At 34.0% G+C, this 14414-nt stretch carries 11 protein-coding genes; 4 read left to right on the top strand and 7 right to left on the bottom strand.

All coding sequences use genetic code 11. From position 1 onward, the window contains the following. Both OVA16_RS05775 and OVA16_RS05770 read left to right on the top strand, forming a co-directional pair. Positions 1 to 249, top strand: coding sequence for a DUF6952 family protein (locus tag OVA16_RS05775; protein ID WP_267764122.1), 249 nt, complete (start codon positions 1 to 3; stop codon positions 247 to 249). 497 nt (positions 250 to 746) lie between these two features. Beyond that, positions 747 to 1376, top strand: coding sequence for a phosphatase PAP2 family protein (locus OVA16_RS05770; RefSeq protein ID WP_267764121.1), 630 nt, complete (start codon positions 747 to 749; stop codon positions 1374 to 1376). 49 nt (positions 1377 to 1425) lie between these two features. On the opposite strand, the gene OVA16_RS05765 is transcribed toward OVA16_RS05770, so the two are convergent. Then, on the bottom strand, positions 1426 to 2253 hold the full coding sequence (locus OVA16_RS05765; RefSeq protein ID WP_267764119.1) for an N-acetylmuramoyl-L-alanine amidase: 828 nt from the start codon (positions 2251 to 2253) through the stop codon (positions 1426 to 1428). Between the two features lie 199 nt (positions 2254 to 2452). Here OVA16_RS05765 and OVA16_RS05760 point away from each other — a divergent pair, with 199 nt between their 5' ends. Further along, complete coding sequence (locus OVA16_RS05760) at positions 2453 to 4105, top strand: dipeptidyl-peptidase 3 family protein (RefSeq protein WP_267764117.1); 1653 nt, start codon at positions 2453 to 2455, stop codon at positions 4103 to 4105. Between the two features lie 453 nt (positions 4106 to 4558). On the opposite strand, the gene OVA16_RS05755 is transcribed toward OVA16_RS05760, so the two are convergent. From OVA16_RS05755 to OVA16_RS05735, 5 genes are all read right to left on the bottom strand, one after another. Next, positions 4559 to 5932, bottom strand: a complete 1374-nt coding sequence (locus tag OVA16_RS05755) for a hypothetical protein (RefSeq protein WP_267764116.1) — start codon at positions 5930 to 5932, stop codon at positions 4559 to 4561. Further along, entirely contained in the window at positions 5929 to 6171 is a 243-nt protein-coding gene (locus tag OVA16_RS05750) for a hypothetical protein (RefSeq protein WP_267764114.1), read from the bottom strand. Before OVA16_RS05750 ends, OVA16_RS05755 begins: the two co-directional genes overlap by 4 nt. Next, complete coding sequence (locus OVA16_RS05745) at positions 6164 to 8605, bottom strand: AAA family ATPase (RefSeq protein ID WP_267764112.1); 2442 nt, start codon at positions 8603 to 8605, stop codon at positions 6164 to 6166. Before OVA16_RS05745 ends, OVA16_RS05750 begins: the two co-directional genes overlap by 8 nt. A 222-nt stretch (positions 8606 to 8827) precedes the next feature. Next, on the bottom strand, positions 8828 to 9676 hold the full coding sequence (locus tag OVA16_RS05740; RefSeq protein WP_267764111.1) for a hypothetical protein: 849 nt from the start codon (positions 9674 to 9676) through the stop codon (positions 8828 to 8830). A 1-nt stretch (position 9677) separates the two neighbouring features. Continuing rightward, positions 9678 to 10499, bottom strand: coding sequence for a HipA family kinase (locus tag OVA16_RS05735; protein WP_267764109.1), 822 nt, complete (start codon positions 10497 to 10499; stop codon positions 9678 to 9680). A gap of 643 nt (positions 10500 to 11142) precedes the next feature. Between OVA16_RS05735 and OVA16_RS05730 the strand changes: the two genes are divergently transcribed. Then, positions 11143 to 13584, top strand: a complete 2442-nt coding sequence (locus OVA16_RS05730; protein ID WP_267764108.1) for a TonB-dependent receptor domain-containing protein — start codon at positions 11143 to 11145, stop codon at positions 13582 to 13584. A gap of 69 nt (positions 13585 to 13653) precedes the next feature. On the opposite strand, the gene OVA16_RS05725 is transcribed toward OVA16_RS05730, so the two are convergent. Beyond that, the gene (locus OVA16_RS05725) at positions 13654 to 14109 is read right to left on the bottom strand and encodes a GNAT family N-acetyltransferase (protein WP_267764106.1); all 456 of its coding nucleotides are present in this window, start codon (positions 14107 to 14109) and stop codon (positions 13654 to 13656) included. Between the last annotated feature and the right edge of the window lie 305 nt (positions 14110 to 14414).

Genomic DNA, 14414 nt, shown 5'->3' with positions numbered 1-14414 from the left:
ATGAAAGTTCCTGTAATTAGGCAGTTTTTCGAAAACGCAACACCTGAGCAGTTAAATGCAACCTTGGAAGTGTTAGAGGCTTTTTGCGAATTTAGAGGAGTAAGTGAGGCAGAGGTTGATGTAGCCGGAGAAATGATTACCAACATTTGCGGTGCACTAGAAGTACACGAAAGCGTAAATGGAGGTTTAGAGCCTCGTGAAGCATTAAACGCTTTTTCTGCTAAAGTAATGGGTTCTATCGATAGGTAGTTCTCTTAACATACAAAAATCCCCGAAATAGAAATGTTTCGGGGATTTTTTTAAAGATTTTTCCTATACAAATTATAAATAACCTGTTATCAAAGAAGTCAATGTTTGTGTTACATTTCGTTGGCTGTAGTGAACTTTAGTAGTTTCCATGGCAAATCACATCCAATAACAAGCCTTAAAAAACGATATAAATCTGAATTGGACATAAATTAAGGCTTTTTTTTATATAGTAGACCGATGTTAATCCAGCAATCAATTAGCTAACAGCATTTTATAGCTCAGGGTTGTGGGGTTTTTTATCTATGTTTTGTCAAAACAATTATTTTTGACTTAAACAACCTATTTATGAAAAATTTAATTTTAATGTTCTTCTTTGCAGTTTCTTCTGCATTTACTTACGCTAAAACTCCTCAAAATTTTGACACAACTAAACTAGTATATGTTGTTAATTTCGATGAATACAGCGATTCCTAAATTCAAGAACTCCCCTTAAAAAAATGGTAGCGCCAGTTTTGCTCATAACCTACGGCGTAGCTAGCTTAGAAAATCCACACCTTCAGAAACTGAACACTTCTTGGCAAAACAAAGTAAAGGACATGAAGATGAAGGGTAATGGTTTAGACGACTACACTCAATTTGCACCAATGGCCTTCGTTTATGGACTTAATCTTGCAGGAGTAAAAGGAAATCATGACATAGGGGATGTTGCGGCAGTGAATGTTATTTCTTTCCTACTCTCTACGGCAATTGTCCGTCCAATAAAACAGCTCACAAATGTAGAACGTCCAGATGGCTCGAATCACCATTCCTTTCCTTCAGGCCATACAAGCACGGCTTTTGTATCAGCACAGCTGATGTTTAGAGAATATCAAGGTAAAGATGTTGTTTTAAGCTTACTTGGCTATCCGTTTGCCGTTTACACCGCATTATATCGCACAGTAAACAATAAACACTGGCTTGGAGATGTGGTTGCTGGTGCAGGCATAGGCATACTAAGTACCGAATTGGCTTACTACATGCTACCACATGTGAAAAAACTCTTTAATAAAAAATCTAAGTCAAACTTTGCTGCTTATCCCATTTATCAAAATAAGGCATACGGATTAGGAATGACTATGAAGCTTTGATTAGGTAAGCCTAGCGAAGCTTTTAGAGCATCGATAGGCCCAATTTAAACTACAAATTCTTCCTATACAAATTATAAATAACCTGTTTATCAAATTCTGTTAAAATCGGGCTGATATCAGATTGTACATAGTGAATTTTAAAAGCTTCTATGGCATAATTTGGCCGTTGTAAATTATACCCAATTACTTTTAAGCCAACCATAGGGTCAAAATTTTCTGGAACGCTATCTAAAACATCATCATACCATAAACCATAGCCTTGTTGCGCTAAAGTTTTCCAAGGGAAGTTTTTAGGGTCGTTTTTACGGCCTGGCGCATAATCTGCATGGCCAATAAAATTAGCAGCAGGAATGCTGTATTTTTTCTTTAAGGTTTTCAACAAAGCACACAAGCTGTTAATTTGAGCATCAGTCCAAGGATCTGTAGTGCCGTTATTATCCATTTCTATACCTATTGAGCAAGAATTCATATCGGTAACTTGGCCCCATTTACCAGCACCAGCGTGTTGGGCCCGCAAATAATCGTTTACCATTTGCACCACTTTGCCATCTCTGCTTACCACATAATGTGAGCTGGTTCCGGTACGAGGGAGCGTGAAAGTTCTTAAAGTTTGTCCTAACGAATCTTGCGCAGTGTGGTGTATCATCACAAAGTTTGGTTTCCTAATGCCCATATTGGTGGTGCCAACAAAGTACTGTTCGTTAAAAAGCGAGTTCATTTGCTGGTTTTCGGGTGGGGTGGCAGCAATAATCTTCGAAAATGATTTTGCATTGTTTTTATACACTTTATCGGTAGCCTTGTATTTGTAAGTGCTACAAGCAATAAGGAATAACAATGCCGATGATAAAAAGACGATTGTAAATTTGTTCGATTTCATTGATGTGGATTATTAATAGGATTTGAAAAATTATCATAGTGGAAGAAGTTATTTGCCAATTCGTGACTAAAACTTACAACTCTTTGTGTACTTTGCGGCTTTGTGGTTAAATTTGAACTTTTTATTTTTTACTAATTTAGCACATTAACGCAAAACCCCGAAAAAACAATCGAATATGCGCAAAATAAATATCAAAATCGTGAAACCAATACTGTTGGGCGCTGTAATAGCTACAGCTTTTACAGCATGTACAGGCACAAATTCTACACAAGAAAGTTCGGCAAAAAAAGATGTAGACTCTTTAACAGAATATGTAGCACAACGACTTCCAATATACGAAAAGGTGAGATTGAGCACCGATTTGAATTTATTGACACCAAATGAGCGCAAGGTTTTACCTTTACTAATTGAAGCTGCGCAAATTATGGACGAACTGTTTTGGAAGCAAGCTTATCCGCAACGCGACAGCTTACTGGCAGCTATTAAGGATGAAAAAACAAGGGAATTTGTAAAAATTAATTACGGCCCTTGGGATAGGTTAAACGGCGATAAACCTTTTGTTGCTGGCATTGGCGAAAAACCACTCGGCGTTACTTTTTATCCTTTGGATATGACCAAGGAAGAGCTGGAAAAATCTGACGTGAAAGATAAACAAGGGCTTTACTCGGTAATTATTAGAGATGCAGGCAAGTTAACCTCGGTGCCTTACCATATCTACTTTGCTACCGAGTTACAAAAGGCAAGCAGTTTACTAAAACAGGCCGCTTTATTGGCTGATGATGCCGGACTAAAGAAATACTTGAACCTTAGGGCGGATGCCTTGGTAACCGACAACTATACCGCTAGCGATTATGCTTGGTTAGACATGAAATCGAACGGCTTGGACATCATTATTGGTCCAATTGAGAATTATGAAGACAAGCTTTTTAACGCCAGAGCCTCTTTTGAAAGCTATGTACTTGTTAAAGACAAAGAGTGGAGCAAACGTTTGGCAAAATATGTTTCAATGCTTCCAGAACTGCAAAAAGGCTTGCCAGTAGAAGCTAAATATAAGAAGGAAGTACCAGGAACCGATTCTGAATTGAACGCTTATGATGTAGTGTACTACGCAGGCGATTGCAATGCGGGTTCTAAAACCATTGCGGTAAACTTACCAAACGATGAAAAAATTCAACAGGAAAAAGGGACTCGCCGTTCACAGTTGAAAAATGCAATGAAAGCGAAATTCGATAAAATCTTAGTTCCAATTTCTAAAGTATTGATCGATGCAGGACAACAAAAGCATATCAAGTTTGATGCTTTTTTTGTCAACGTAATGTTCCATGAAGTGGCTCATGGTTTAGGCATTAAGAATACGGTTGCTGGCAAAGGAATGGTGCGTACCGCTTTGCAAGAGCAATATTCTTGGTTAGAAGAAGGCAAAGCCGATGTTTTAGGCTTGTACATGGTAACTGGTTTGCTTAAAAAAGGCGAATTAGAAGGAGACATTAAAGATTTCTATACTACTTACATGGCTGGAATTTTGCGTTCGGTACGTTTTGGAGCCTCTAGCGCACACGGAAAAGCGAATATGCAGTGCTTTAACTTCTTTCAAGAAAAAGGCGCTTTTGAACGTACTGCAGCCGGAACCTATAAAGTAAACTACGATAAATTTGCCACAGCCATGAACGAGCTAAGTGCTGTAGCATTTGCACTGCAAGGCAATGGCGATAAAGTTGCAGTAGAAAAAGCACAAAAAGAAAGAGGAATTATCAAACCAGAACTACAAGCTGATTTAGATAAATTGGCTCAAAAAGGCATTCCGGTAGATGTAATTTTTGAACAAGGTGTAGATGTGTTGGGGATGAAGTAGAAGCCCTCCGAAAATCGGAGCAAGCTCTCCAACCTCTGGCTTAGCATACCGGCAATAAAATATAAATTGGCTCGATATGATTTTCGAGCCAATTTTAGTTTTTAGCGAAGCTATAAACTCCGTTCGATTATTATTTGTGGATTAAAATACTGCCGCGGCTTTTTAAGACACCCCACCCGTTGGGCACCCCTCTGAAAGAGGGGAATTACACACAACATTCCCCTCTTTCAGAGGGGTGGTCGAAGACCGGGGTGTTTTATACCGCAAAAGCTAATATTCTTAATATTAATAATCGAACTCAGGCCTATAGGCTGTCTAAAACCTCAATAATAGACTTAGTAGTATAGGCATTTTCAACGGCTTTGCTTTCAAATACAAACATTTCGAAAAGAGAAAAGCAGAAATATATCAAATTAGTAGATGGGTCGAGCTTATCTCTTCAGGCCTAAGACATCAGCCAAGCTTTATAATTCTATCTATAAATTCATTTAAATTATTTTTATTAACTTTTGATGGGATAATGCTAATTTTTGGTTTAAATAAATCACTGCCAAAAATAACTTCTTCATTTTGACCAGGATAAACTAAAATTAATTCTTCCGCTTTTAATAACGGAAAATCTGTCAAGCCAATATCTAAAATATAGTCTTTTATACATTTCAGTAGATGAGTAGTCTTAATTCTTTTTTCGGTAGAATATTTGGAGTCCAAAATGTAAAACTTCGTTCCACTGTCTCTTTCAATTTTCAATATATAATCAGGTTTGTAATATCCTGAAGATATTCTTTGTAATCCTGTCAAATTACTTTTATTACCAATAAAAAAGTCATAGAACAAGGATACTTTGAAATTCGTAAATTGAAAATAAAATTCTTGAAAAGTATTATCCTCTAATTTTGGATTTTCTTTCTTAAAACTAATAGGATTCTGTGCTTTTAATGAGTTGATTATTACAAAAAGATTAAAACGCTCATATAATGTACTTAATTTTTTAACATTTAATAGATTTAGTTCACCTTCAAGGTTAATGTTGACGTCTCTAATTAATTTGATCTTATTGTACGCCTCTGCATAATGTCTTTTGTTTGAAAAGACAGGTGTTAACCTTGGAAGTGCATTTTTTGAACTGGCTTTGGTAAAAGCAGATTCATACTTTTTCTTTAAAGATTGAATTTTACTCTCCACTTTTTCCAAATCATCCTTAACCTTCAAAAAAGGAATAACTTTGAACTCATTTATGCTGTAAAACTCTTTATCATAATATTGTTTAGTGGGTAGATAGTTTTTAATTCTGTTTTTAATTTTCCCTATTTCTAACTTTACATAATCAAAAGACCCAAGAATTATTTGGTTTTCATAGACATTATAGTCATTTACTTTTTCTTCTGTGCGAATTTTTTCTATTACACCATAATTATTATTTATCTGAATTGAGTTGATGGCATTTTTATAAAGGTAATCAATATTTAATTCATCAAGATTATTTATCAACCAATCGATAGAACTGTTTGAAACTTCTGCTAATTCATAATCTACAATTTTACTTTCTATCCTTAAAACATTATGAGGTAGTGATTTAAAACTAAAGAAAATACTCTTAAAAAAGTTGTAATATTCATCAAAAATATTTACAAATTTTGAACTATAATCAAGATTTTGATTTTCTTTATCAAGCCTAGATTTCAGCGTGCTCTTTGAGAAAAAATTATCAAAAATAATGGGATCTTGATTCCACAAATACAAGAGTATTGCTTCCAACTCTGGTACTTTTAATTTTTGAATTCTAACTTCAAAATTAAATTCTTTAGCGCTAATATTGATTTTCAAATACCCAAAGTAATCTTCAAAAATTCTTTTTTTTCTTTCGTAGAAATACTATCATCGGTAAACACTAATAAGTTGTTTTCAGTGTCAAATATCTCATCTTCTATGAAAACGGTTTTTTGCTTTACCTCCCCTAAAAATTGAAATTTGTATTCAAATAATTCATAAACAATATATATCCCATTTTCGGGATAAACTTCTTGTGCTATATTGCTTTGGTCTATATGAAAGAGCTTAAACATTCGATAACGTCAAAAAATAATTATAATTTTCTTCATAAATTCCTTTTTCTGACCCTATGTTAATTATATCTTCTAAAATCCTAGTTGAAATATCACACTTATTATTTTTTAATTGATCTTTTAAAGATTCTAACTTTAACTTATTTTCCGAACCTTGCAGGTTTATTAAAGGTAAGAGTTTTTGTGCAACACAGTAATCTAAAGGCTTATTAACGTCAGACATATGTTGACTAGCTAAACTAATGTATCTTCTTATAGCAATTTCTACCCTTGGACTAATATAAATTTTTAAGTTTTTGAACTCATTTTTGATATCCTTATACCCTTTTTCTATTTTGCCTTCAATTTTAAATTCGATAGAATCAGTTAGTTCAAAAAACTCAATGCATCGTTGAAACGATAATTGAATATTCTTTATTTTTGCATTTGAAATATTGTTAAAGCTAATGTCTTCAGCCTTGTTTAACTGAATTATATTTATTCTGTCTAAAACACGCGGTGATAGTTCTTCGGTAGTATGATCGTAATTAATTGTGCCAATAAACCTAAGATTATTGGGGAATTTAATCGCTTCATTGTGCCCTAATTTAACTTCAAGCATACCTGATGAATCTGTCAAGTTATAAAAAGAAGACCAATAATGTTCCAATGGACTTAAATTTGCCTCATCTAATATGATAAAGGACATAGGCGTTTTTAAATATATTGTCTCATCTTTTGCCTCTTCATTCATTTGTCTTGTCAAAGAATATATATCCGTTGATGAAGAATGAAATTTTTTTGTTAATGGGTTTACAAAGCCTATAAAATCTTTTTGAGAAGTCCAACCTCTATTTACTGAAACTTCTCTAATTTTTTCTTTGGGCGTTAATATATTGGCAAGAATTCTAGCTAAAGTTGTTTTACCAGTGCCAGGAACGCCTGCAAATACTGTCAATGTATTTTGAAAAATTGAAATCAATAAATTATCGACAAAGTGATTATCAAAATTTCGATTATTTTGTTTTAAAATATTAACTACCTCATTTCTAAAGTCACGATATTGATGCTTTTCAAACTGATCTATTATTTTAAAGTCCTGAGCTACAAATATCTCATTTTCTTGTTCAGACAAATCTCTACCACTTATAAAATCGAAATGAGTTTTTCCTTTTACTAATTCTGCCAATTTTTCTTGGGAATTTTTTTGCTCACTTGTAAATTCAGACTTTAATTTCTGAACTCCCGCCTTTAAATCATCTTGGATAATACGTAATTTATCGTTTTCTAATCTAATCTCTTGATTACTTTCCTCTAGTTTTAATTTACCCTCCTCAACCTCTTTTTCTAAATTTTCTTTCCGAGCTTCTAGCTTAATTATATCACTATCTAGTTCGGCTTTTCTTTTTTCCAATTCTTCATTTTTGGTTTGTTCGAGTTCATTGATCTCATTTGCCAGCTTATTTCTTTGTGTCTCAATTTTTTCTATATCCTGTTTTAAGACAAAAAATTCTTCTTCTAATTTTTGCTTATTTTCTTTTATTTCTTTTATTTCTGGGATATTCTTGAGCAAATCAATATCGCTATCTAATACTTTTCCACCTTTTTCAAGAATTTTTTTTAATCTGAAATTATCCCTAATTTTGCTCTCAATCTTCTCTACTTGAGTTGTTTTTCTTAGTATTAATAAAACATTTTCGAGATTATTCTCATTAAAATAATCAGGGTAATTAATTAACTCTGTTTGAAATTCTGTCAATAATTCATCATCGCTTTTGAAGTCATATTCTTCTTTGAAAATCAAGCTTAAATCATTTACTTCAATATAAACTTTTCTGATAAGATCATTAGCCTCTAATTCTAAATAAGAGTTGTCATTAAATTCATATTCGCCAAACTTTTTAAATCTACTTTTTGCAATCTTAAATGAATTGTCATTTACTTTTACTGCTTTGAAAGGGCCTAATAATTTTTCTTCAAATATTATAAAAAAACAATTTTCAGTTTCAACATAAAATTCTTTTATGAGCTGAAAAAATTCCATTTGCGGTGTAAATAGTGATTCTTCTACATTAATTACACCTTCAAAAAATTCAATTATCTGATTTGCTTCTATAGGATAAATATATGAATCTATTGTTGAACATTTAGGCAATGTTCCTCCTTCATAGTATCTCGTATTTCCAGAAATAGTTCCATATGATATTTTAATGATTTGCTGTAGATTAAATCTAGATAGTGATTTATCTTGGATAGTTTTGTGGGGTATTACAACTATTTTCCCCATATCCCATTCGTCAATACTCCTGATGATACCGTTATCGTAATAAAAAAGCGGCAAAATATTTCTCTCGGGAAAATCTTCATCTTTTACCGCTACAACATAATTATTATGTGTTAACTTTAAAAATGGAGTTTCCTTGTAACTAAACGGATCATTATTATCTAATTTCATTACCTTTTTAAATCTGATTGTTAATTATTGATTATATCAAATAGTAAATATAAGTGTTAAATGAGCATAAAAAAAGTTGATATTTTAATAACTAAAAATGAGCTTGCCGCAGCTGATGAAAAATCAGTTGCGCAATGACGGAATAATGAAATAGCTGTGGTTATAAATGAAAAAAGGCTTCCAAAAATTTGGAAGCCTTTTTTATGGTTTTTTTAACAATTGTTAATCAAAAAACGGCACAACATTATTTTTGTTGATATATTCTTCAACAATTCCAACCTCATCAATATCAACAAATTCTAAAAAATCGGTGTCTCTAATTTGTTCCCACAATAAATGGTTTTTATCATTATGGTTTACTTTAGGCTCTCTACCTAAAACAAAATACTTACCATCTTTTTGTCCGTCTAATTCTAATGCCTTAGTTAGGGCAACAAACCTGGTAACATCATTCTCTAAATTATAATGTTGCTTTTCAAAATTAATAGCTTGTCCTGCAACAGGTACGCCGTTAACGCCTATAAAATTTACCTCAACAGGGGCAATTAAATTCTTAAAATCGTTAGGGGTAATTGTTCTATCTACATTAACCTTACCACTAATTTTAGGATAAAGTTTACTTTTTACTTTTTTATAAATGTCAAAACTATCGTCAACAACAATTGCCTCATCATATTCAAAAATATATTTTTCGAAAAGCTTTCTGAAATTAGAGGTGTTTAATTCAATGTCAATTTGTTTGGCTTCAGAAAATTGAATTAAATTATTTGAGTATTTAGAAAGATAAGAGATGTAAGAACTGTTTACCCAATTAGTTTTCGGCTTATTACCTAAACTAAATAACGCTTCAACATTTTCGGCCTCATTATTTATTTCCTTTTCTAGCGTTCGTAAATAAGTCTTTAGAATGGTATTACTTTCATTAGCTAATAATCCTTTAATTGCTGACAATTTTGATGCAGAATATTTGAAAAAGTGTTGCTCGCCATTAAACATCATCAGCCCAATGCTCACTTTCTCATCAAGAGCAGCACTAATTGGGACGTATAGTATGGAGAATAAGGTTTTCATTTTAGTTCAGTATTAAAGAATGGATAAAAGCTCTAAAGGTATCTTCACATTGTTTTTTCCAAGCATCATTAAACAAATATTGTTCCATCTTTGCTTTTAAATCTACAGTATTTATAGTCCAAGAATTTGGTACTAAGGCAAGTATGTTGTCTAAATTTTTCTCGCACTCTTTGGTGCAAAGGTAAAAACTTTCGACCAGTTTATTTACGGTTTCACCCAATTTCCTATCATTAGCAAACAACAACTTAGCTAAATCTGTATTTAAAATGCTTTCATCGGCCGTTAATAATGATATTCCGTAATCGAACGAGCTCGAATTAAAAATATTTACGTGGTCTATCGCATAAAATGATAAGCTGTTATCTTTTGCATAATGAAGCAGCAAGTTGTTATTGTTGTAATTTCTATCTTCGTTGGCTAACCAAATATCAAACAAAGCTATTTTTAAAAAGTCAGATTTCACTAAAATTTTATCTCTAAAACTCTTTTCCTTAAATGAGGGAATAAATGTTAAATCTAGTTCTTTTGTATTTTTTAGAAACAAAGAGCCAAAGCAATCCTTATCAAAAAGGTTTGGCTGCAATTTCGGAAACCTTTCAATTGGTACGTGTTCTTTACTAACTTGCATTAATGAGTTTTCAGGGACGTTTATCGACCATAGTTTCGCAAATTCTGAAGCAACTAGTTCGTTAAACAAATAGTTAGGAAATTTATCATATTTGCAAACCCAATCTTTTAAATCATTACAGGTAACCAAAAGAGGATGGCTACCACTGGTAGGAAACATCTTATGAGCTTCTTGAATAGTTTGTAGTTGTTCCAAAAACGTAATTTGTTTGTTTACTGCAATATATAAAATTTAAGTTGATATCTCTTCAACCAAGAACATCCCTAAGGATAGCATTCTTAGCCCGACGCCTCCCCTAAAGAGGCGTTTCTTTTGATAAGCAAATTTTCGTTGTAAAATAATTGGCTTATCTATACTTTCAATTGCATTCGTTGAAGATTTAAAACGTGGACAAAAAACAGTATTTTTTGTCCATATCAAAACAACCTGGGCCAATTTTTCGATTTCTGGCCCACGTTCCTCGTAAAACAAAAATAGTAGCTAATGCCTGTGTGTGCTAAACCCAGATTGAGCAGATTAGCCCGCAGGCGAAGTAAAACTAGCCGAGGACTATAAGCGAAAGCGGGACTAGCATCAACCATTGCAGCAATATGCTTTTCAAGAAAACAGTTTATTTATGCTGCTTTGCCGCTTTTTTTATGTGAATTATTCTTCGTTGCTAAAAAATGAAAATTTCTTGTAACCTTTCGCACCCCTTTTTCGTCTACTACTAAATACAAACTAATAAAAAAGGCCTCGGGTCTTTTTAAAAACTAAGCGAAATTTTTAAAAGTTAAAAAATACACCAAACAGGTGCGGGTATTTTTATGCCCAAAAATTTAAAATAAAACACTCGGAAATGAAGAAAATATACTTATTAATGATTGCTTTTCTAACATCGATTTCGCTCCTAGCAGAGGCAAATAGAGGAAAGCAAATTGACATTAACGGAACTGTTTTAGATGAACAGCGTAAACCGATAGATTATGCCACCGTTGGTTTGTTTAAAGCCTCAGACTCGTCTTTGGTTAAAACAGCTATGACTACCCCCGAGGGAAAATTCAGCTTTCCAAATATTGTTGCGGGCAGCTACTACATCAAAATTAACATGATGGGTTATCAAATCTATAAAGGAAAATCTTTTGTAGTTGGCGAAACGGTTTTAAACCTTCCAGATATTTTATTAAAAGCAGATAGTAAGACCTTAAATACGGTAAGTGTAACGGCGGTAAAACCTCTTTTAGAGCGCAAAGCGGATAAAATGGTAATGAATGTGGAGAACAGTTCGGTTGCTGTAGGTTCATCTGCTTTAGAGGTGTTACAAAGAGCGCCCGGGGTTACGGTAGATCAAAACGATCGTATCTCAATGCAGGGAAAACAGGGCGTACTGATTATGCTAGATGGCAAACAAACCTATATGAGCCAAGCTGATGTGGCAAATTTATTGCGTAACATGCAAAGTTCTGAGATAGAAACTATAGAGCTCATCACCAACCCATCATCAAAATACGATGCTGCTGGCAACTCTGGCATCATCAACATTAAAACAAAAAGAGCTAAAAATGGTGGCGCCAACGGAAGCTTTAATGCTGGTACGGCGTATGGTAAAAACCCTAGAGGCAATACAGGATTAAATTTAAACTACAGAAACAAAGGTGTAAACGTTTTTGGGAGCTACAACTTTAATAAGGGAGCTAGAACAAATGTAATTGATATCGATCGGATTGCTAACGCTACAGCCACCAGTGCAGACACTTATTTTTCGCAAAAAGGAGGCGATGATAGGGATTTCGAGAACAATAATTTTAAAGTTGGCGCCGATTTTTTCTTAAATAAAAATAACACCATCGGCGTTTTGGCTACGGGCTATCTTAACAGTGCCAGTCAAGATTCTTACAACAAAACAAATATTGGCAAATCATTTAATCAGCTAGATTCTATTTTAAACACCACCAACTTAAATACATCTAGCTACAGAAATTTTGCTTACAACTTAAATTATAAATCGGTATTAGATACCACAGGCCAAGAATTAACTTTTGATGCCGATTACTCCAAATATAAAGGTAACGACAGAAGCGATTTGGTAAATACCCTCACTTTTGCAGATGGTTCTTTTGTAAAACCAATTGGCCGGTTGAGGAATAATACGCCCAGCACAATTAACATTAGGGCGCTAAAAGTAGATTACTCTTTGCCAATTAATAAAACTACGAAGCTTGAAGCGGGTGCAAAAAGCAGTTGGGTAGAAACAGATAACGATTTGAAAGCCGAAGAATTTGTAGGCAGTGCGTGGCAAAATGATGAGCGTAGGAGCAACCGATTTGTATACGATGAAAATGTAAATGCAGTGTATACCAATTTAAGTAAGCAGTTTAAAAAAACCAGTGTACAGTTAGGTTTAAGGATGGAACAAACCAACTCTAAAGGCCATTTAATTACCACCAATAACATGGTAGAGCGTAGCTATTGGGATTTCTTTCCGACCATTTATGTGCAGCAAACGCTGTCTAAAAACCATCAGCTAGGGGCTTCTCATGGGCGAAGAATTGACAGGCCTAGTTACGATGCCTTAAACCCGTTTGTTTTTTATTTAGATGAATATACCTACAACCAGGGCAATCCTTTCTTAAAGCCGCAATACACCAATAATTACGAGGTAAATTACACGTTTATGCAAAGGTATTTCTTAAATCTAGGTTACAGTGTTACCAACGATGCCATTACCGAAGTAATCTTACCGAACGAAGAACGTAAAGCGCTGTTTCAAACCAATGAGAACTTGGCCACTCAAAAGGTACTATCGGCCAATTTAACGGTGCCTGTTAAAATTAAAAAATGGTGGAGCATGAGCAACAACTTAAATGTTTTTCACATGGCTTTTGAAACACCAAACTTAAATGGCCAAGCGTTAAAAACCGGGCAAACTTCTTACCAATTCCGTATGCAAAATAATTTCATCATTATGGATGGATTAACTGCAGAATTGAATGCAAATTATGAATCGCCGTTAACTTACGGAACGTTAGACTTGGAAGAAAGAACTTTTATAGATTTCGGGATCAGCAAAGCGATTTTGAAGAAAAAAGGCAGTTTAAAGTTTGCCGTATCTGATGTATTTGACACCAATAGAACAAGGTTGAAAAGCGCTTATCCAGGATTATCTTATAACCTATACCAAAAAAATGAAACACAGCTATTCCGTTTAAACTTTACTTACAGGTTTGGTAAAAACGAAATTAAGCCCGCCCGCAGAAGATCTACAGGAACGGAAGCAGAGCAGGGCAGAATGAAGAATTAGCAGATAACGCTCTTAAAAAAAGCTTAGTCGATTTTTGACTAAGCTTTTTCGTTTGAGCTGTGCTTTGCCTTAAGCAAGCACCATCTCAATATGCGGAATTTCGTCTTCCAAATATTCCTCACTATCTTTTACAAAGCCAAAGCTTTCATAAAATTTCTTCAAATACAGCTGCGCTCCAATGCGAATTGGGCGTTTACCATGGGTTTCGTAAACTTTTTCGATGCTCTTTTCCATCAAAGTAATACCAGCACCAATGCCTCTATATCTCGAATTACTTAATACACGGCCAATGCTCGCCTCTGTAAAAGAAACTCCGGGTGGAACTATGCGAGTGTAGGCAACCAAATTATCGCCGTCCCAAGCCATTAAATGGTGGCACTTCAAATCTTTGCCATCTACATCTTGGTAATTGCAGTGTTGTTCAATAATGAAAACCTCACTTCTTAACCTCAAAATGGTATAAAGCTCTAGTTTCGATAATTCCTCGAATGATTTGTAAGTCCAGTTTAATATTGGCGTTGACATAAGAAATGATTAAATGAGTAATTGACAAAATGATAAATAAATACCCGCAGATTTTGGCAGATAACCGTTCTGCGAAAACCTGCGTTCGCTATCAGCGAAAATCTGCGGGCAAATTTATAAAAACTAGTTTAATGTTGGTGTTGTCATAAGAAATGAGTAATTGACAAAATGATTAATACCCGCAGATCAGCACAGATTTATCCGCTGATTTAAGAAGATGCGTTTCTGTGTAAATCTGCGCTCTTATTATCAGCGAAAATCTGCGGGCAAATTTATAGAAAATACCTTAGGCATATTGTTCAACT

This window comes from Pedobacter sp. SL55 (assembly GCF_026625705.1).
Classification (GTDB): Bacteria; Bacteroidota; Bacteroidia; order Sphingobacteriales; family Sphingobacteriaceae; genus Pedobacter.
The sequence above is the reverse complement of the archived record's forward strand: the minus strand, read 5'-3'. Positions and strand labels throughout refer to the sequence as shown.